Consider the following 20,252-nt stretch of genomic DNA (forward strand, 5'->3'; position numbering starts at 1 on the left):
CATTGCCGGGCACTTCCGCCCCGACATGAGGAGATCGAAATGTCTATCCTGTCATCCATCGGTCGATTTGCGACCGAATTCAGCGCGGCCCGCGCCCGCTACCAGACCGAACGCGCCATCCGCTCCCTGCCGATCGAGCTGCAGAAGGATATTGGCTGGCCTGAAGCGGCCGACACGAAGGCCGGCATACGCGCCGGCGTCGGATCCTGGGCTGGAGCAAAGTAAACCGTGTGTATCATGCATTGAAGGCCTGCCGCGCAAACCGCCGGGCAGGTCTTCTTGTTTTACCGACCTGTTTTGCCGTTTTATTTGCGTTCACATGAATTTTGGAGCCATGCTGCCGCTGCATGGCGCATATGAACAAGCCGCATAGCGGCTGGGTTTTGAGCTAACGCTTTGTAAGCTAACGAAAAATCCGGGAGTGCCTACAAAGGCTCCCGCCTTGCGTGTCGCTTTTCATATCAAGTGCTTCGCTTTTGCGATTTAGTTTTTACTTACACAAGCCTATATCCACGCCAGCAAACGAGCTGCCCCACTCCATCAAGCGAAGGCGACCCGTCTGAGCAACCGATTGGAGATGAACATGAAGCTTTTTGCCCGCCTTTTCCCTCGCCGCGAAATGAACCTGACCACGGCCCTCGAGCGCCAGCGCCTCGCCAACACCATGCCCGGCCAGACCGGCGCCATGGCTGCCGCACGCCTCGGTTTCGTCGCCTGAACCGATCCCGCAGGCAGCGCTCCCTCGCGCTGCCTGAATAGATGACGCCGCCCGGTTCCGCCGAGGCGGCGTTTGTTTGCACACCCTGACGGCGCTTCCATCACGAACGGCGCCGCGGCTGCGCGGCATCGCAACACGATTGCCCATTTGCGACCCATGTCGCAAATTAAATCTTGCTAAAGCTCCTTAGCCGATTGACAAGGATGGTTTTTCCTGTTGTCGCTATGCTATTCGCGACATTCTGTTCGCGCCATGGCTGCGTGAGGTTCCCGTGAACGCCGTTAAGCATCCGATCAAGCGATCGTTTGTATTTTTTCTCATTCCCGACTTCACCATGATCGCGTTTGCGACGGCGCTCGACCCGCTGCGCTCGGCCAATCGCATGCTCGGCTACGAGGCCTATCGATGGCGCCTCGCCAGCATCGACGGCAAGCCGGTGCGCGCTTCGAACGGTGTCGAATGCGCGGTCAACACCTCGCTGGAGGAGGAGCGCAGGAAGATGGGAGGGCCGGATCGCCCCAACATGGCCATCGTCTGTAGCGGCACCAATGTCGAGCGCTACCAGAACAAGTCCGCCTTTGCCTGGCTGCGCGAGGAATACAATCGCGGCGTCTCCGTCGGCGGCCTGTGCACCGGAGCGCATGTTCTGGCCGCTGCCGGCCTGTTGTCCAACAAGCGCTGCGCCATCCATTGGGAGAACCTGCCGGGCTTCTCCGAGGCATTCCCGAAGGCCAATGTCTTTGCCGACCTGTTCGAGATCGACCAGAACATCTACACCTGCGCCGGCGGCACCGCCGCGCTCGACATGATGCTGAAGCTGATCGGCGACGATTTCGACGAGAATCTCGTCAACCGCGTCTGCGAACAGGTGCTGACCGACCGTGTGCGCAGCCCCACCGACCGCCAGCGCCTGCCGCTGCGCGCCCGGCTCGGCGTACAGAACTCGAAAGTGCTGACCATCATCGAACTGATGGAAGGCAATCTGTCGGAGCCGCTGTCGCTGATCGAGATCGCCGACCATGTCGACCTGTCGCGTCGCCAGATCGAGCGGCTGTTCCGCACCGAGATGGGACGCTCGCCGGCCCGCTATTATCTCGAAATCCGCCTCGACCGTGCAAGGCATCTCTTGATCCAGTCCTCGATGCCGGTGGTCGAGGTGGCGGTCGCCTGCGGCTTCGTTTCGGCCTCGCATTTCTCGAAATGCTACCGCGAGCTCTACGCCCGCTCGCCGCAGCAGGAACGCGTCGACCGCAAGCAGCTGCTGGCGGCATAGAGGCGCGCCTCAGAGCGCCTCTGCCGACCGCATCGCCTCGACACGTATGTCCTCGGTCAGCCGCGCCTTCAACACGGAGAATTCCGGACTGGTCTTCAGCGTGTAGTGGCGCGGGTGCGGCAGGTCGATGGCGACGTCCGACTTGATCCGGCCGGGCCTGGCCGTCATCACCACCACGCGCGATGCCATGAAGATCGCCTCCTCGATGTCGTGAGTGACGAACAGCACCGTCTTCTTGCGCCGTTCCCAGATGCCGAGCAGCAGTTCCTGCATCAGCCCGCGCGTCTGGTTGTCGAGCGCGCCGAACGGCTCGTCCAGCAAAAGGATCGCGGGGTCGTTGGCCAGCGCCCTGGCGATCGCCGTGCGCTGCTGCATGCCGCCGGAAAGTTGCTTCGGCCAGTGGTTCTCGAAGCCCTTCAGCCCGACGAGGTCGATATAGGAGGCGACGATTTCGCCCCTCTCCCGCTCGGCCATGCCGCGTTCGCGCAGGCCGAAGGCGATGTTTTCGGCGACCGTCAGCCATGGGAACAGCGTATAGGACTGGAAGACCATGCCGCGATCCGGCCCCGGCCGGGTCACCGCTTTGCCGTCGAGCAGCACGCGCCCTTCGCTCGGCGCCTCCAGCCCGGCGACGATGCGCAAGAGCGTCGACTTCCCGCATCCCGAAGGTCCCAGGATGGTGATGAAATCATTGGCCGCGACCGCCAGGTCGACAGGCATCAGCGCCTGGACCGGTGAGCCGCCGCGCACGCCGGCGAACGTGCGCGAGACGCCCTCGATGAGAAGCTTGCTCATGCCAGGCTCCATGGGAAGAGCCAGCGATTAAGCGCCTTGAAGGCAAGATCGGACAACAGCCCGATCAGCCCGATGACGATGATGCCGAAGATGATCTGGCCGGTTGCCAGTCGCGACTGGCTGTTGATGATCATGTAGCCGATGCCCGACGACGAGCCGATCAGTTCAGCGACGATGACATAGGTCCAAGCCCAGCCGAGCACCAGCCGCAGCGTCTCGGCGATCTCGGGCGCATTGGCGGGCATGATTACACGCTTGACGATGCCGTTGTCGGTGGAGCCGAGCGTGTAGGCCGCCTCGACGAGATCGCGGCGCGTGGAGCCGACCTTTACCGCGATGATCAGGATGATCTGGAACACGGAGCCGACGAAGATGACCAGCAGCTTCTCCAGTTCGCCTATGCCGGCCCAAAGGATAAGCAGCGGAATGAAGGCCGAGGCCGGCAGGTAGCGGGCGAAGGAGACGAACGGCTCCAGGAACGCCTCGACAGGTTTCCACGCGCCCATCGCTATGCCCAGCGGCACGGCGACGGCCGATGCCAGCACGAAGCCGCCGAAGACGCGCCAGATGGTGATCAGTATGTCGAGCCAGAACCGGTCTTCGACCAGCAGCCGCCAGCCATCCCGCAGCATCGATAGCGGATCGGCGAGAAAGATGCGGTTGACGTGGCCGCCAAGCGTGATCCACGCCCAGAAAACGACGAACAGCACGAAGAAGGAAATGCCGAGCACGGTTCGCGTGCCCGGCGAGATCGGATGCAGGGGGCGCGGCATTTACAACGGTCCTTGTGGAAGCGAAACGGCGGCGCGGGGCGCCGCCGCAAGACAGCGGCCGCTCAGTTCGCCACGGCGCTGGTATCGGCCAGCGTGGAGACGTCAGGCGCTTCCTTGATCAGCCCCATCTGCAGCAGAAGCTCGCCGGCGGTCTTGGAGAAATCCTGGAACTCCTTGGTGAAGAACTGCTTGTTCTCCGCCCGGTCGGCCCATTTCAGGTACTTCGCCGAATCCTCGAACTCCTTGGCCGACTGTTTCACGTCCGCGCCCATGATGCCGTAGGATTTCTGCGGGTCCTTCTTGATCAGGTCGAGCGCGTCGAAATAGCTGTCGGCAAGCGCCTTGGCGGCGTCCGGATTGGCTTTGAGGAATTCGGGCGTGCAGCCGACCGTGTCGAGCACCATCGGGTAGTCGAGCGTGGTCGCCAATATGTGGCCCTGGTCGGCCTTGTCGCGCACCGCCGAGATGAACGGCTCATAGGTGACGGCCGCGTCGTTCTGGCCGGCAAGGAAGGCCTGCGCCGCCGCGTCCGGCTCGAGATTGACGACCGTGACATCCTTTGTCGACATGCCGTTCTTGTTCAGCACCCAGGCCAGCAGGAAATAGGGCGAGGTGCCTGGCGCCGAGGACGCGACAGTCTTGCCCTTGAGGTCGGCGACGGTCTTGATGTCGTTGCGCACCACGATGCCGTCGGCGCCGTAGGATTTGTCGAGCTGGAAGATCTGCTTGGTGGTCACGCCGCTGGCGTTCCACACCTGCCACGTCTCGACCGTGGTGGCGGCGCATTGCAGGTCGCCGCTGGCGATGGCGAGCGGCCGGCTGGCCTGCGGCACTTTCTTCAAGGTCACGTCGAGGCCGTGCTTCTCGAAGAGCCCCGCCTGTTTGGCGAGCGTTAGCGGCGCGAAGCCGGTCCAGCCGCTGATGCCGATAGTGACCGATGTGGCGGCCATCGCCGGCGCGGACAAGCCGGCGGCAAGCGCCAGCGTAAGGATAATGGTCCTGTTCATGTCAGTTCCCCTTTGTTTTCTCTGGGGGAATGTTCACGGACGCCGCCCGGCTGTCAATGAACAGGGCCGTGTTTGCCCACATCGTCGGCGACGAAGGTTCGCCTTGCCGCCACAAAACGGCAAGGCCGAGGACCTTCTCGTCAATACTGGTCGCAGTAGCACTCCGCGGACGAGATTCGGTCGTTCCAGTCGCTACCGCCGAAATCGCGGACCCTGCGCCTGATCTCGATCGATCGGCCTCCCCTGCGCGAATCCTCATAGGCAACGAGAGTGCAGCCTCGGCGAACGATCACCGACGACACGCGGTCGTTCCAGAACTCGCGGCCGCGAAAATTGACCGAATCGTCGGCCCCGAGCGCGATCGACCGTCCGCGAAAATTGCCATTTTCGAACATGATGCAGGCGGCCTGATCGTCGTATTGGGCGCTGGCGCCGTCGGCGTAAAGCATGGACGCGACCGCAGTCAGGATAGCTAGACGTCTCATCTGGTGTTTCCTCGGTTTGACCGCGTCACCCCGCCCGCCGGATGGCGCGGCAAGGTCAGTTTGCCACTGCTTCTGCCGGACTGGCAAGCCTGGAACAGTTCGGCATTTCACGGAAACGCCGAACCGCTTTAACTATTTTTTTCAATCAATTCCAAAGGGAAAGCGTTACGCGCGTACCGGGAAGGCGCTATGCGCTTTTTCTGGAATTTCTCAGCGGCTATCGAGCATCCAATTGCGGTTGCGCCACATCTTTTCGCCGACCAGGCAATCGCTGGCCTGTTCGGCCTGCGCCAGCACCACCGGCGGACGATTGGCCTGGTCAACCGACCGCGGCGAGGCCGGGCCGGCGAGCTCAAGCACAAGCTTGCGGCGGATAGCTTCGGGAAACTGCGTCCAGTCGTTGACCGGAACCATGAAGGCTCCGGGACCGCCGATGACGCAGTCGCTGTAATAGCGGTCGAGATCGTTGACATCGTAGGCGCTGGTGAAACCGCCGCGGGTCATCAGCGGCAAGCCGTTTATGACGATGCCTTGCTTGACCACCTCGTCGCGGATGATATCGACCGGCGCGCCCTGGTTGTTGGGGCCGTCGCCGGAAATATCGATGACCCGCTTCGTCCCTTGAAAGCCACTTTCTGCGAAAAGGTCCGCGCCGAATTCCAGCGCGCCGGAGATAGACGTGCGCCGCGCGCTGTTGGGAGGCTGGGCGGACAGCCGCGCCACCACCTGCTCGGCGTCGGCGCGAGTGGAGATCACCGTCCACGGCACGATGACGTGCTGCGAGTTGGTGCCAGCCCATTCGACATAAGTAACGGCGATCCTGCCATAAGCGCCGGCGGCGATGGCTTGCAGCACATGATCGTGCGTCAATGCAGCAGCGTAGCCGCGACGCTGGATCTCGAGCTCGTCCGCCGACATGGACAGCGAGACGTCGACCGCCAGCACCAGTTCGACGTCGACGGGTTCGTCCGCGAGCGACACCGGGGCCAGCCACAGCATCAGCGCCAGGGCGGCGGCGCCTGAAAGCAGATGTCTTGCGCGAGCAAAAGCAGACATGCCGCAGGGTAAGCCAGAATCGCCAGCCGAAAAAGAGAAAAGCCCGACCATAGCCGCCGGGCTTATCAAAATTTGCTCACGAGCCCTGCTGGGAGGTTGCCTAGCTTCTCGGCTTCAAATTCTCCGGATCGTAGAGCGGCTTGTAGCCGACCCCGGCGACCTCGACCGGATAGGTCTCGCCGAAATACTCCACCTTCAGCTTGCGGCCCTCTTGGGCATAGGCCCATGGCAGATAGGCGAGCGCGATGTTCTTGCCGATGGTCGGGCCGTAGGCGACCGACGTGGTGAAGGAACGGCGGCCGAGTTCGTCGACCAGCGTCTCGCCGGTCTCGGGGTCCAGCACCGGCATCGTGCCCACCGGATAACGCGCCACACCCTTGGAATCGGTGTTTTCGGTCATCACCAGCGTGCACAGCATCGCCGGCTGGTGCTCGCGGGCGCGGTATTCCAGGTGCTTGGCCTTGCCGCAGAAGTCGTTCTCCTTGACTTTCGGGCGGGCAAGATCGGCCTCGAGCAGGTTGTACTCGGTGAGCAGATCGGCATTCTGCAAACGCAGGCTCTTTTCCATGCGCCGCGTATTGGCATAGGTCTCGACGCCGAACGGCATGATGCCGGTCGAGCGCAGCGCGTCCCAGACGGCCAGGCCGTCCTCGTAGCGCATGTGCAGTTCCCATCCCTGTTCGCCGACATAGGAGATGCGGAAGGCGGTGACGTCCTTGCCGGCGATCCGGATCGGCTTGATCGCGGCGAACGGGAAATTCTCCAGCGCAAGGCCCTCGGGATTCTCGACCACCTTTTGCAGGGTTGCTCGCGCGTTCGGGCCCCAGATGCCGATGGTGACGTATTTTTCCGTCACATCGGTGATGGTGACATCGAAACCTTTATCCTGCGCGGTGCGGCGCATGTACTGGAAGTCGCGCGGGCCGGCGTCCGCGCCATCGATCAAACGGCAGCGGTCGGCCATGCGGATGACCGTGAAGTCGGCGCGCACCATGCCTTCCTCGTCGAGGAAGTGGGTGTAGATGCCCTTGCCGATATTGTTGTCGCCGCCGATCTTGGCCGCGCACAGCCACTCCAGCAGCGCGACGTGGTCGGGTCCCTCGATGTCGTACATCGAGAAGTGCGACAGGTTGACGATGCCGCAGTCTTCGCTCATCGCCAGATGCTCGGCATTGGAGACGCGCCAGAAATGGCGGTTGTCCCATTCGTTCTCGCGCACCGGTACCCGGTTGGCGTATTTCTCCAGAAGATGCTCGTTGGCGGCATAGCCGTGCGCGCGCTCCCAGCCGCCCAGTTCCATGAAATAGCCGCCGAGTTCCTTCTCGCGCTCCCAGAAGGGCGAGCGCCTTATGTTGCGGCCCTTGGAGAAGGGCTCGCGCGGATGCACGGCGGGATTGTAGACCTTCATCGCCGTCTCGGTGCAGCGATCCCAGATGAACTGCTCCTTGGTCTGGTGCGGATAGAAACGCGCATAGTCGATGGCGTGATGGTCGATCGAGGTGCGGCCGTCCGTCATCCAGTCGGCGATGAGCTTGCCCATGCCCGGGCCGTCCTTGACCCAGATGGCAACGGCATACCACAGCCCCCTCACCTTCTGGCTCTCGCCCATCGACGGGCCGCCATCCGCCGTCACCTGCAGCAGGCCGTTGAAGGAATGGCTTTCGTTGTAGCCGAGCTCGCCCAGGATCGGCGTCAGTTCCATGGCGCGCTCCAGCGGCGCCAGGATCTGCTCCATGTCGAGATCGCGCTGCGAAGGCGAAAGCCGGGCCTGGTCCTTCTCGAGCAGGTCGCGCGGATGGCAAAGGCGCGGATTGGTCTCTTCGTAATAACCCCATTCGATCTGCCCGCCCTCGGCGGTCTTGGGGTCGCCGGTGTCGCGCATATAGGCCGAATTGCCCTGGTCGCGCAGCAGCGGCCAGCCGATCTCCTTGCCCGTGCCGGCGAACTCGTTGTAGGGCCCGAAGAAGGTGAGCGGATGGTCGATCGGCATGACGGGCAGGTCCTCGCCCACCATCTCGGCGATCAGCCGCCCCCAGATGCCGGCGCAGACGATGACGTAGTCGGCCTCGATGGTGCCGCGGTCGGTCACCACGGCGCTGATGCGGCCGTCCTTGACAACGAGCGACCGAGCCGGCGTGTTGGCGAAGGATTTGAGCTTGCCCGAGGCTTCCGCCTGGTCGACGAGCTTGCCGGCGACCGTCTGCGAGCGCGGGATGACCAGGCCGGCGTCGGGATCCCACAGGCCGCCCTGCACCATTGCCTCTTCGATGAGCGGGAATTTCTCCTTGATCTCGGCGGGTTCGATCAGCCGGGCGCGCGTGCCAAAAGCCTTGGCCGAAGCGATCTTGCGCTTGATTTCGTCCATGCGGCCGTCATCGCCGACGCGCGCGACTTCGAGACCGCCGATGCGCGCGTAGTGGCCCATCTTCTCGTAGAAATCGATGGAGTAGAGCGTCGTCCAGCAGGACAGGAAATCGTGGCTGGTGGTGTAGCAGAAGTCGGAAGCGTGCGCCGTCGAGCCGATGTCGGTCGGGATGCCTGATTTGTCGATACCGACAATGTCGTCCCAGCCGCGTTCGATCAGGTGATGGGCGATCGACGCGCCGACAATGCCACCCAGGCCGATGATGACGACCTTCGCCTTGTTCGGAAACTCTGCCATTGCCCGCGACTCCAGATGCTGTTGCGGGCGGCGTCGGCGCCCGTCTGATCGGCGCACAATATGCAGACGACGATGAGCGCGCTACCGCCTGTTTGCGACACGCCGCGAATGCGTCGCGACCCGATTTGGATCAGGAAAATCGCTGCCGTCAGGCGAAGGCCCAGATGTCCTCGGCCTGGAAACCGACCTGGTAGCCGGCGGTCTTGAGCTTGACCACGACCTGGCCGATCTCCGGAGCGGGCAGTGCGCCGACCTCGACCTTGATCATGCCCGGACGGTAGCGTTGGAGATCGAGTTGCTCGAAGACCATCCAGTCTGCGCCCTCGCAATCGACGAGGAAGGCGTCGATATGGCTGATGCCGTTGCGGTCGAGCAATGTCTGCAAGGTCTCGGACGGCACTTCGATGTCCCTGAGATAGGGCGCGAATTTGTTGAAATTCACGTCATCCTCGCCCCAGGCATTCTTGCCCGACATCAGGTTGGTGTCGGTAACCGAGGAGCAGCCGATGAACTCGATCGGCAGCGTGCCGGCCTCGAGCGCGGCGGCATCGAAGGTGTGGACGGTGATCGTCCCCCTTGTTTTCGTGACGGCAACCGGCTCGATGATGAACCGGTTGGTATCGGGATAGTTGGCGCGCAGGCGCTTCTGGTTATAGGGGATCGGCTCGACCAGCAGGGCACGGGCGCCTGGAATGCGATGCAGCCAGGGCGTGACGTCGTCGAACAGCGCGCCGTCGCAGGCGCCGACATTGACCATCTGGAAGGGCCGCCTTGTCCCGCCGAGGCGCGCTTTCAATGCCGCCCCGGCCAGGAATTTCGTGCCGCGCAGCGACGGCCCCCGGTCGAGCAAACCGGCCGGAAGGCCAAGCGACAGCGCGATGCGCGTCAGGCTGGACAGCGAACTCATGGCGTGTCTCCGGGAATGACATGCAAGACGGCGCGGTGCTGGTCACGGCCGACTGTCGCCCACAGCGCCATGAAAGGGGTGGCCAGCAACAGGAATGGCGGAACCAGATGCGGGAAATAGATGCGCGTGTCGTGGATCGGGAAGACGGTGAATTTAGCCAGCGCGCCGAGCACGAGCGCCGCGAACAGAATGCCGGCGCGTCGGTCGAGCCGGAAGCCGGCACGGCCGACCGCGTACCAGCCGGCCAGCGCCAGCACCGAGACGCCGACCCAGCTGTTCAGGTTGACGGCGCGCAGCAGCGATGCGGCAAATGCCTTGAGATAGGCAACGACGGAGAACGGCGGCTCGAACCCGTCCATGTTGTAGTGCTGCTCGACGCTGGAGAACCACAGATGCGGCCACCAGCCAGGATGATGCGCCCAGTGCGAGATGGCGAAATAGGCGACGAAGGACGCCGCAAAACCGACCAGCGCACCCCATGCCTGCTGCCGGAAGGCGATGAGCAGAACGGCGAAAACGGCAAGAAAGACAATATTGTCCGGCCGCACCATGAAGGCGAGGAAGAGCAGGATCGCCGTCGCCGCCTCGCGGCCCCTGACATAGGCGTAAAGCCCGCCGAGCAGCAGCGCCGAAGTCAGCAGATCCGGCGTCGAGGCGCGCGCCGCATCGCCGAAATCGGCCATGATCAACACCGCGCCGATCACCGGCGCCAGCGCCAAGGCCTTTTCCGAGCGCAGCCAGAGCAGCGTGATCGCGCCGAACAGCAGCACCGAGGCCACCTGCACCAGCCGCATCGCTTCGACCGGCGACATCGCCGCGCTCAGCGTCGACAGGATCTCGGCGTAGAGGAACTTGATCCGGTACATGCCGAGCAGCGAATGGAAGTCGGCGGCATTCTCCGCCATGTGGCTGCGGAAGCCGCCGCCATCATCGGTTAGCGTCTTGTAGTCACCTGCCGAGATCCCGGCCTTGACGGCGTTGTAGGCATAATCATGCAGCGCCTGCGCATCGGGGTATGTGCCTTCCTCTGATATGGCGAGATAGGGAAGCATGTCCCAATTAGAATCGGGCATCACCCAGGCCGTCAGCGCCGTCAAAAGGATGTAGAGCGCGAAAGCCGCCGCGCCGATGGGTGCCGCCAGCCGCGCATAGGTCCCCTCGCCCCACGCCAGGCCGGCCGCTGTGAGCCGGTCGAGCGGGTTTTGCGGAGTGGGCGACTTGGTCAGCATCGTCGTGGGGCTCAACGAACCTGGCTTTTGACGAAATCCTTCACGATTCCCACAATGCCGCGCGACAAAAGGCTGTCGAAAGCATCGACGAACCGGTCGACATGCTCGCGCTGGCAGATCAGCGGCGGCTCGAGCCGGATGACGTTGCGGTTGTACTCGGTGAAGGCGACGAGCACGTCATAGTCACGCAGCAGCAGCGCGCCGATGAAGCCCGACAGCGAACCCTTCAGCTTGTCGTCAAGCACGCTGACCACCGGCCGCAACACGGTCGGCAATGTCTGCGAGAAATCATGGAACTCGAGCCCGATCATGAGCCCCTTGCCGCGGACGTCCTTGATGATCTTGGGGTATTTGTCCTTCAGTGCCTGGAGGCGCTGCAAAAGGTACTCGCCGGTAGCGGCGGCATTGTCGATCAGGCCCTCGTCATAGAGAACGTTGAGCGCTTCGATCGAGGTGACGCAGGCCTCGCCCATGCCGCCGAAAGTCGCCATGGCATGGATCATCGCCGTCTTCGGCGTGCCGTAGGCCTTCATATAGATCTCGCGCCTGGCGACCATCGCGCCGACCGCCGCCTTGCCGCCGCCGAGCGACTTGGCGAGCGCCGTCACGTCGGGAACGACGCCATAATGTTCGAAAGCATAGAAGCGGCCGGAGCGGCCATAGCCGCACTGCACTTCGTCGGCCACCCACAGCACACCGTACTGATCGCACAATGCGCGCAGCTTCTGCCAATATTCCGCGGGCGCCTGGATGATGCCGCCGCCGCCCTGGATGGTTTCCAGCACGATGACGCCGATCTCGGGATCGGAGCGGAATGCGCGCTCGACCGCTTCGATGTCGGCGAACGGAATCCGGACCGCATTGTCGGCCACCTTGAAATCGGCGCGGTAGAGCTGGCCGTCGGTGATCGCCAGCACACCCTTGGTCTTGCCGTGGAAGGAATTCTCGGCATAGACGATTTTGGGCCGCTTCGGACCGGCGGCACGCTCGGCGAGTTTTACCGCCGCTTCCATCGCTTCCGAGCCGGACGAGCCCAGAAACACCATGTCGAGATCGCCGGGCGAACATTTGGCGATGTTGTGGGCCAACGCGGCCGCATATTGCGACATGAAGGCGATGGCGATCTCCTGGCGCTTCTCCTCCTGGAATTTTTTCCGCGCTTCGAGGATGCGCGGATGGTTGTGGCCGAAGGCCAGCGAACCGAAGCCGCCGAAGAAATCCAGGATCTTGCGGCCGTTCTGGTCGATGTAGAACATGCCCTCGGCGCGCTCGATCTTGACCTTGTGGAAGCCGAGCAGCTTCATGAAATGCAGCTGGCCCGGGTTGAGATGCGCCTTGAACAGGTCCGTCATCGCAGCGACGTCCATCGCCTTGGCCTGCTCGACGCTGATCAGGTCAGGCTTGGCGATGGTGGCTGGCGACAGCGCCGGCGCGCTGACCATGGTGCGCGCGCTCGCCTGATCGGGCTTGGCCATGACGGTCATTTCAATCTCCTGTCCGCGCGCAGGATCGGGGATCGTGCGCAAATGAAACTGTTGGCGGGCTGCTATTCGGCGGGCACATGTTTGGTGGCGACGGCGTGGCCGGCCTTCCTGGCGCGGTATTCGCTGTAGGCGGCGATCAGCATGTCCTCGTCGCGATGTTGCGGCACCCAGCCGAGCTGGCGTCCCGCTTTGGAGACGTCGAGCACGCACTCCTCGTCGGCGATCAGATATTGCTCCGGATCCATGATCGGCAGGTTCATGAGATCGAGCAGGTCCAGCGTGCGCTTCACGGCCCAGCCCGGCGTCGGAATCAGGACCGATTTCGAACCGGCATGCCTGATCAGGTCGCCGAGCAATTTCCTGACCGGCGGCGGGTTGAGCGAACCCAGATTATAGGCCTCGTTTGGTACGCCCGCTTTCCAGGCCGCCCGCGCGGCCTCGGCGCAGTCGAACACCGAGATGAACTGGTAAGGATTCCGGCCCGAGCCGATCATCGGCACCGGAAGGCTCCAGTCGATCAGCTTGAACAGTTTTTCAAGGATGCCGAGGCGGCCGGGCCCGATGATCAGGCGCGGGCGAAACAGCGAGATCGACATGCCGCGCTTGCGCCATTCGGCGGCCAATTCCTCCGTCTTCTGCTTCGACCAGCCATATTCGCCGAGCGGCGCGACCGGATGCTCCTCGGTCATCGGAAAGGTGACCGTATGGCCGTAGATCATGTCGGTCGTGTAATGCACGAGCCGGGGCGCACCGGCCTTGTCCATCGCCTGCATGATATGCTCGGTGCCATGGAAATTGACCGGAAAGAAGAAATCGTGCCGCTTGGCGCGCACCTGGATCGGCGACAGCATCTTTGCCGACAGATTGTAGATCATGTCGTCGGCCTTTAGCCCAACCGCCGCCACCGATGCTGGATCGGTCACGTTGCAATGGATGAAGCCGGCGTTGCGATAATGCGCCAGGTCGCTCTTGACGATGTCGGCGACGACAACCTCCTCGCCATCCGCCACGAGCTTCGGGGCAAGGTGGCGACCGACAAAGCCGTCGCCGCCGAAAATCACATGTCTCATCGAACGATCTCGCTGGTGCCGATCTTGTCGGAGGTGATGGAAACGGTCTGCTCGTCATGCCCGTGGTCACCCAGGTCTCGGCCGCTTTGGGCGATCAGCACCGTGCCCACGCAAATGCAGGCGATACCCGCGATGCGCCAGCCATTGAGGTCCTCGCGGAAGACGAAATAGGCGAAGACCGCGACGGCGACATAGGCGAGGCTAAGGAAGGGATAGGCAAAGGAAAGCTCGACCTTGGACAGCACGTAGAGATGCGAGGCCATGGAAATGACGAAGGTGCACAGGCCGAGGAACACCCAGGGGCTGAAGACGATCTGCAACAGCTTGATAAGCGGGTTGGCGCCTTCGAACGAGATCGGCCCAAGCGACATCATGCCTTGCTTCAGCATCAGCTGCGCGGCCGCATTGGTCATGACCGTAAAGAGAATGAAGACGATATATTTCATGTCCGCTCACCCACCCGTGACGCTTTCTATTACAAACCCGAAAAGATTTCGTGAACTCACAAGGACGTTTTGAGTAAATCTTCTCGTTAACCGATCGCTAACCACGATCCATTTCAATTTTATCTATTCGGCGGCCTCGGCACCCCGTCTTCGCAGGTCGATGTTTTTGGCTGTGCGCGCCCAGAAGCCGGACATGAAGGCCGGGTCGCGCTGCGCCTCCAGCCGTGACCACTCCGGAAAGGACGCGGCGAAGGTCGCGGCGCTCATACGCGCATCCTTGTAGGGGTTGACTGCCCCGCCGGCTCCGATGGCGATGCGGTCGAGTTCGTCCAGCAACGCCAGGGTCGCGGCTCCCCTGTTGGGGAAATCCAGCGTCAGCGTGTAGCCAGGTCGCGGGAAGGAGAGCAGCGCCGGGGATCGGACGCCGCCGAAGCGTTTCAGAACAGTGAGGAACGAGCTCTGCCCGGCCCGCCTGGCAGCCGCGAGCAGCATCGGCACCGCTTCACGCGCGGCTTCTTCCGGCACAACGCTCTGGTGCTGGAACAGCCCGTTCGGACCGTAAAGCCGGTTCCAATCGCGCACGCCGTCCAGCGGGAAGAAGAAGCCCTGGTAACCGACCTGGCGCGGCGCGGCAGAGCGGCCCTTCCTCCATCGGTAGGCCGCATTGAAGGCGCTCAGGAACGGTCGGCTGAGCACATTGAACGGCGGCTGGAACGGCACCGCGAAATTGCCGCCGGCGCGCGCGGCGGTATGCGAGCCATGCTCGGCGTGATTGCCCGTGAACAGCAGGCCGCGCCCGCTGCGCCTGCCGCCGGCGAGCTGATCGATCCAGGCGACCGCATATTCATTGGCCTGGTCCGCCGCCTCGGCCAGCTCGAAAAATTCGCCCAGGTCGCGAAACGGCGTCACCTTCTCGATGATGTCGAGGGAATGCACCCGCATCAACCGGATCGAGGCCGACAGGATCAGGCCTGTCAGCCCCATGCCGCCGATCGTCGCCCGGAACAACCGCGGATTGTCTGTCGCGGAGCAGCGGTAGGTCCTTCCATTGGACCGCAGCAGCGTGAAACTTTCGACATGGCAGCCGAACGTGCCGCGCCGGTGATGGTTCTTGCCGTGGACGTCGTTGGCAATGGCGCCGCCGAGCGTGACGAACTGCGTGCCCGGAACGACTGCCGGGAAGAAGCCGTAGGGCGCGGCGTGGGCAATGATGTCGGACAGAAGCACGCCCGCATCCGCTTCGAGAAGGCCGATCTCGGCATTGAAGGCGCGGATGCGGTTCAACGGCCGCATGTCGACGACCGCGCCGGCCTCGTTCTGGCAGGAATCGCCGTAGGATCTGCCATTGCCATAGGCAAGCAGCGAGGCGTGCCTGGCCTGGCCGCCCTTCAGCAGCACGATAGCATCATCGACGCCGATGGCGTGGGGCGCGGGCGGCGTCGCGCGCCCGAAGCTGTCGAAGCGCTCGCCGGCCATGTCTACCAGCCCCCGATCACCAGCAGCACGGCGCCGATCAGCACCACGATCTGGCTGCGCCAGTCGCGGATGATGAACACGACCGGATCGTCATGCATCTCATCGCGACGCGCCAGGATCCAGACCCGCATGGTGAGATAAAGCACGATCGGCGGCAGCGGCCAGATCAGCCAGGGATGCGGGTAGAGCTCACGCACTGCAACACTATCCATGTAGAGCGCCAGCACCAGTGCCGAGGAGAAGGCCGAAGCCATGCCGGCCTGGGCGACGATCTCCTGGTCCTCGGTGCGATATCCGCGCCCGGCAATGCGCTCGCCGGGTGGAATGGCCGTGGTGCGCAATTCGACGAAGCGCTTCACCAGCGCCAGCGACAGGAAGAAGAAGATCGAGAAGGCGAGCAGCCAGAACGAAACCTCGACGCCGGTCGCGGCCGCGCCCGCCAGAACGCGGATCGTGTAGAGGCCGGCCAGCGTCAGCACGTCGACCAGCAGCATGCGCTTGAATGACAGCGAGTAAGCCGTGGTGACAGCCATGTAGCCGCCGAGCACGGCGAGGAATTCGGGCGCCAGAAACAGTCCTGTGCCGATGCCGATCGCCAGCAGCACCGCGATCGCGCCGATCCCGAACGGGATGGAGAGCGCGCCGCTGGCGAATGGCCTGTGACGCTTGGTGGCATGCTTGCGGTCAAGCGCCAGGTCGAAGAAATCGTTGAGGATATAGATGGCCGACGCCACCGCGCTGAACGAGATGAACGCCAGCACGCACTCCCAGATCATGCCGGTGTTGAAATATTCGTGCGACAGCACCATCGGCACCGCGATCAGCGAATTCTTCAGCCACTGATGCACGCGCAGCATTTTGACGATGGTCCGCAATGTCGGTTTCGGCGCCGACATGGTTTCGGCGCCATGCGCCGCCTGCCAGCGCGCGGCGTGGCGGTCCGGCGCCACCACGATCGCGCTGCGTGCCGCATCGAAAACCTTGAGATCATGGCGGCTGTTGCCGGCATAATCGAAGCCGCCATCGCCATAGGCCGCAATAAGCGAGGCACGCTTCTTGCCGGAAGTCAGATTGTCGACCCCGTCCGTCGCCAGCACCCGGTCGAAGACACCGAGGTGGCGAGCGATGGCGTCGGCGAATTTGCGCGGCGTGCCTGTCGCCAGCACGATCTTGCGGCCTTCGGCATGCTCGGCCCGGATGCGGTCGAGCAATGGCGCGCGGTAAGGCAGCGACGCGGGATCGATATCGACGCGCTGGGCGATGGCTTGCTTCAGCCGGGCCGGCCCGGCCGCAGCCCAGAAAGGCACGAGGAAAATATAGAGCGGGTTCTTCTTGAGAAGGATGAACAGTCCTTCCCATAGCAGGTCGGTCGCGATCAGCGTGCCGTCGAGATCGACCGCAAGCGGTATTGCGTTTCCGTCGGACCGCGCGTCCATGTCGTCCTGCCCTGCCTCGAACCCGTCGCGCCGTTTGTCGGCGTCTTCACAAGACGTATAGCGGGGAGACGGCGTAACGAACGTTAAAACGCCGGGTTGTGGGCGGCTGTCACCGCGGTATTTCCCGTGTCATTGTTAAACAACCGCTACCGGAAACAATAAAAGGCCGGGCAAATGTCCGGCCTCTCAAGAGATGTGGACAAAAATTACTTGATGCGGGCGATGCCGCCCGAGATCTCGACCGTTTCCGAGCCGGTCAGGGCTTCGAGATCGCCATTGGGCAAGGTGACGAAGCAGCCATTCGGGCAGAATTCCACGGTTTCGCCGGCGGCCAGCGCCAGGTCGGTCTTGCTGCCGCCTTCCGTCACGATCAGCGTGCGGGTCTCGGCGTCCTTGTTGACCGCGCTGGCGGAATGGGCCGACCCGCTCACGGCGAGCAAGGCGACGGCAGCGACGAGAGACTTCCACATGTGCAATATCGGTGTTCCCACCGCCTCTGTTGCATTTCGCAAGGCATTCTCGCCTTTGCATGGGAGCTTATATGAGATGGAAGCTGAACCGCAACTGAATGCCGCATTCATGCCGCAATTGGTTTCGACGGCCTGAAACCTTCCGATCGCCGATCTAATCCGGATCAGGTTTCTTCGCCTTGCGTCCCGATCTGGCTAGACGTTTGGCCTCGGCCGCGGCTTCCGCCTTTGCTCGTTCCTGCTCGGCGAAATCGGCCTCGATCTTGTCGTCGTCGGTCGGCCAGGCCTTCGCATGCTTGGGCTCGACGACCGCGCGTGGCGTCGAGGGTATCTCGATATGCTGGTCGCTGAACGTCTCCAGCACGGTGAAGCGGATATCGTTCTGCACGATGTTGCCGTTCATCACATCCGCCAGGAACAGGCGGATCTCGAATTCCAGCGCGGCAGGCCCGAAATTGGAAAACAGCACGAAGGGTTCGGGGTTCTTCAGCACCAGCGGATGACCGCGGGCGATCTCGAGCAGAACGGCGTGCACCTGCTTGACGTCGCTGCCATAGGCGACGCCGACCTTGATGTCGATGCGGCCGAGCTTGTTGCGGTGCGTCCAGTTGCCGACGGCGTTGTTGATCAGGTTCGAATTGGGCAGGATCACCGACTGCCGCTGGAAGGTCTCGATCTCGGTGGCGCGCACGCTGATCTTCTTGACGGTGCCGCTGATGTCGCCGGCGACGATCCAGTCGCCGACCTTGAACGGCCGCTCGGCCAGCAGGATCAGGCCCGAGACGAAGTTCGACACCACGTTCTGCAGGCCAAAGCCGATGCCGAGGGAAAGCGCGCCGGCGACCAGCGCCAGGCTGGACAGGTCGATGCCCGCCGCCGAGATGCCGATCAGTGCCGCAAGTGCCACGCCGGCATAGCCGACGGCCAGCCGGATCGAGTTGCGCACCCCCGTGTCGACCTTGCCGCGCGCCATCACCGAACCGTCGAGCCAGCCCTGGAACCAGCGCGTCAGGAAATAGCCGATGATGAAGACGACGATGCCCGACAGGATGCCGGTGACCGAAATCGTCACCGAACCGATATTAATCCCGGTCGCCAGTTTGTACGCCCAGGCCTGGATGTCGCCCGGTTGGAAGCCCCACATCAACAGGATCAGCGGCAGGAAGACCAGCACGATCATCACGTTGATGGCCACGCTGACCACAAGGCCGAGCTGGTCGAGCGCGGTGTCCTCGTAGCTGGAATTGGCCGACAGCCAGCGCCCGACCGACGTATTGGCGAAGGCGCCCTCGTCGCCGATCGCCTGTGCCGACAGGAAGCCGATATAAGCGGTGACGAGCGCCGTGCCGGTGACCACCACCTGCAGCGACACGAACAGCGCAAGGCCGATATAGCCAAGCAAGGCGGCTATGATGGTGAAGAGCCCCAGAGCCAGCGCCAGGTAGCGCAGCCATGCCGGCCAAGGCCGCCAGCTGCCGTCACGGGCCTTGAACGGCCGCAGCATCGCCATCAGGATCAGGATGATGCCGACGACGATGGTGGCCACGAAACTGCGCGCGATCGTCAGCGACAGCGGCGATCCCATCTTGTCGTTGATGACGGACAGGAAGGTGTTGACGCTGATGACCACGGCCATGGCGGTAGTCAGGCGCACCAGCCAGCGCGCCGGGCCGGATTCGACCGGGATCAGGCGCCAGTTCGGCAGCCTCGGCTCGAGCGCCGCATTGGCCAGCCGATTGACGCAGAACACCACCCCGATGACCGTCGCCAGCGCGTTGAGGAAAAGGCCAATGTCGCCGCGCAAAACGTTGTAATAGTTGAAAAAGAAAATCGTCGACCCAAGAAAGGCGCCGACCGCCAGCGTCGGCAGCAATGTCGACCAGAAAGCCACCGAGAGGCGGCTGAGATAGGACGGGTCCTCATTGGACGGATCGGCTTCGAACACCCGTCCAAACAACCGCCTGCCGCCGACCAGAAGCACCAGGGCCAGCCCGAGCGCCACGAAGGTAGCCGCCAGAATGGCCTGGAACTTGAACCTGAAGGCGAAGCTCAGCCAGGACGAGACCGCCTTGTAGAAATTGCCGAACTCGTCGCGGGCGTCGGAAAAGACCTGTGGGCTCAGCGCATCCGACAGCACATAGCGCTTGGTCAGGAGATTGCGGAAAAGCGCGCTGCGCATGTTGCCGATCTTGTCGATCATCCCGCTGATGCGGATCGACAGCGTCTGCGCCTGCGCGATGACCGCGTTGATCTCGGCCTTTTCGGAGACCAGCGCCTGGCGCTCGGTGCTGACGATGTCGGGTTCCGGCGGCTGGCCTGCGGCGGGTGCCGGGCCAAGCTGCTCGAGCCGGCTGTTGATCTCGCTAAGGCGGGTGCGGAAGGCCAGCGCGCTGTTCAGCGATTGCCGCGACAGTTCCTCGAGTTGCAGGCGGATATCGACGAGAGTGGCATCGTCATCACCGTCCTGCTGAATCTTCTTGTCGAAATTGTCGGTCTTGGTCGTCAGGTCCTGAAGGATTTTCTGCTGGTCGGCGACCAGTCCGGCAGGCGCCTGGCCAAGCCCTTGCGCCGACGCATCGAACGAAAGCGGCGCCGCAAGGACAAGCGCGAACATCAAGACGAGACGAAGCAATTTGAAAAACATGATTTGTTGGCGACTCAAGGCGGCAATGGCAATTGAATTTGCCTGTCCTTGATAAAGACGGCCATATCATGGGGCAAGCCGTCGTATCCGACCGCCAGGGCTCCGAACTCGGGGCAACAAGGGGCCCGATGGCGGCCAATCCCGCGCGCCGGCACTTTTTATGATAGGAATTTTTTCTTGACTGGGTGAAGGCAGCTATGGTAGATATTCGGTCATGGTGCTGAGTTGCGCCAACGACCCGCCGCACAGGCGGGTTTTCCATTCAATGCTCCATCAACAGCGTACCGTCGAAGGAACCCGTTAACCCGGATTCGTTTGCCC

The 20,252-nt window shown here is 63.0% G+C and carries 18 protein-coding genes; 3 read left to right on the forward strand and 15 right to left on the reverse strand.

The genetic code is table 11. The features are described 5' to 3' along the window. The first annotated feature begins 39 nt into the window (after window positions 1–39). The 3 genes from FJ951_RS17680 (at window position 40) to FJ951_RS17690 (ending at window position 1,991) form a co-directional block, all read left to right on the forward strand. Window positions 40–225 carry a hypothetical protein gene (locus FJ951_RS17680; protein ID WP_140516343.1) on the forward strand — a complete coding sequence of 62 codons (186 nt, stop codon included), beginning with the start codon at window positions 40–42 and terminating at the stop codon, window positions 223–225. 358 nt (window positions 226–583) lie between these two features. Beyond that, entirely contained in the window at window positions 584–718 is a 135-nt protein-coding gene (locus FJ951_RS29025) for a hypothetical protein (RefSeq protein ID WP_127853696.1), read from the forward strand. Window positions 719–989: 271 nt separating this feature from the next. Then, the gene (locus FJ951_RS17690) at window positions 990–1,991 is read left to right on the forward strand and encodes a GlxA family transcriptional regulator (RefSeq protein WP_140495642.1); all 1,002 of its coding nucleotides are present in this window, start codon (window positions 990–992) and stop codon (window positions 1,989–1,991) included. A gap of 9 nt (window positions 1,992–2,000) precedes the next feature. On the opposite strand, the gene FJ951_RS17695 is transcribed toward FJ951_RS17690, so the two are convergent. From FJ951_RS17695 to FJ951_RS17765, 15 genes are all read right to left on the reverse strand, one after another. Beyond that, entirely contained in the window at window positions 2,001–2,786 is a 786-nt protein-coding gene (locus FJ951_RS17695) for an ABC transporter ATP-binding protein (RefSeq protein WP_140516345.1), read from the reverse strand. After that, complete coding sequence (locus FJ951_RS17700) at window positions 2,783–3,559, reverse strand: ABC transporter permease (RefSeq protein WP_140495640.1); 777 nt, start codon at window positions 3,557–3,559, stop codon at window positions 2,783–2,785. The genes FJ951_RS17695 and FJ951_RS17700 overlap by 4 nt, the downstream gene beginning before the upstream one ends. 62 nt (window positions 3,560–3,621) lie before the next feature. Further along, the gene (locus tag FJ951_RS17705; protein ID WP_140516347.1) at window positions 3,622–4,566 is read right to left on the reverse strand and encodes an ABC transporter substrate-binding protein; all 945 of its coding nucleotides are present in this window, start codon (window positions 4,564–4,566) and stop codon (window positions 3,622–3,624) included. A 140-nt stretch (window positions 4,567–4,706) separates the two neighbouring features. Beyond that, entirely contained in the window at window positions 4,707–5,051 is a 345-nt protein-coding gene (locus FJ951_RS17710) for a peptidase inhibitor family I36 protein (RefSeq protein ID WP_140495638.1), read from the reverse strand. Between the two features lie 210 nt (window positions 5,052–5,261). Beyond that, entirely contained in the window at window positions 5,262–6,107 is an 846-nt protein-coding gene (locus FJ951_RS17715) for a DUF1194 domain-containing protein (protein WP_140516349.1), read from the reverse strand. Window positions 6,108–6,207: 100 nt separating this feature from the next. After that, window positions 6,208–8,769, reverse strand: coding sequence for an FAD-dependent oxidoreductase (locus FJ951_RS17720; RefSeq protein ID WP_140516351.1), 2,562 nt, complete (start codon window positions 8,767–8,769; stop codon window positions 6,208–6,210). Window positions 8,770–8,917: 148 nt separating this feature from the next. Continuing rightward, complete coding sequence (locus tag FJ951_RS17725; protein ID WP_140495635.1) at window positions 8,918–9,676, reverse strand: FkbM family methyltransferase; 759 nt, start codon at window positions 9,674–9,676, stop codon at window positions 8,918–8,920. After that, window positions 9,673–10,905: a DUF2029 domain-containing protein gene (locus FJ951_RS17730; protein ID WP_140516698.1), complete on the reverse strand. Its 1,233-nt coding sequence runs from the start codon at window positions 10,903–10,905 to the stop codon at window positions 9,673–9,675. Before FJ951_RS17730 ends, FJ951_RS17725 begins: the two co-directional genes overlap by 4 nt. 11 nt (window positions 10,906–10,916) lie before the next feature. Then, window positions 10,917–12,347: an aspartate aminotransferase family protein gene (locus tag FJ951_RS17735; protein WP_181172256.1), complete on the reverse strand. Its 1,431-nt coding sequence runs from the start codon at window positions 12,345–12,347 to the stop codon at window positions 10,917–10,919. Between the two features lie 104 nt (window positions 12,348–12,451). Continuing rightward, window positions 12,452–13,459 (reverse strand): NAD(P)-dependent oxidoreductase, encoded by a 1,008-nt coding sequence (locus FJ951_RS17740; protein ID WP_140516355.1) that lies wholly within the window; start codon window positions 13,457–13,459, stop codon window positions 12,452–12,454. Beyond that, window positions 13,456–13,905: an EamA family transporter gene (locus tag FJ951_RS17745; RefSeq protein ID WP_140516357.1), complete on the reverse strand. Its 450-nt coding sequence runs from the start codon at window positions 13,903–13,905 to the stop codon at window positions 13,456–13,458. The genes FJ951_RS17740 and FJ951_RS17745 overlap by 4 nt, the downstream gene beginning before the upstream one ends. A 123-nt stretch (window positions 13,906–14,028) precedes the next feature. Beyond that, the gene (locus tag FJ951_RS17750; RefSeq protein WP_140516359.1) at window positions 14,029–15,381 is read right to left on the reverse strand and encodes an FAD-binding oxidoreductase; all 1,353 of its coding nucleotides are present in this window, start codon (window positions 15,379–15,381) and stop codon (window positions 14,029–14,031) included. 2 nt (window positions 15,382–15,383) lie between these two features. Beyond that, on the reverse strand, window positions 15,384–16,817 hold the full coding sequence (locus tag FJ951_RS17755; RefSeq protein ID WP_140495630.1) for a UbiA family prenyltransferase: 1,434 nt from the start codon (window positions 16,815–16,817) through the stop codon (window positions 15,384–15,386). A gap of 206 nt (window positions 16,818–17,023) precedes the next feature. Next, the gene (locus FJ951_RS17760) at window positions 17,024–17,287 is read right to left on the reverse strand and encodes a hypothetical protein (protein WP_140495629.1); all 264 of its coding nucleotides are present in this window, start codon (window positions 17,285–17,287) and stop codon (window positions 17,024–17,026) included. Window positions 17,288–17,441: 154 nt separating this feature from the next. Next, the gene (locus FJ951_RS17765) at window positions 17,442–19,931 is read right to left on the reverse strand and encodes a mechanosensitive ion channel family protein (protein WP_140516361.1); all 2,490 of its coding nucleotides are present in this window, start codon (window positions 19,929–19,931) and stop codon (window positions 17,442–17,444) included. Window positions 19,932–20,252: the final 321 nt, after the last annotated feature.

Source organism: Mesorhizobium sp. B2-2-3, from assembly GCF_006442405.1.
GTDB lineage: Bacteria > Pseudomonadota > Alphaproteobacteria > Rhizobiales > Rhizobiaceae > Mesorhizobium.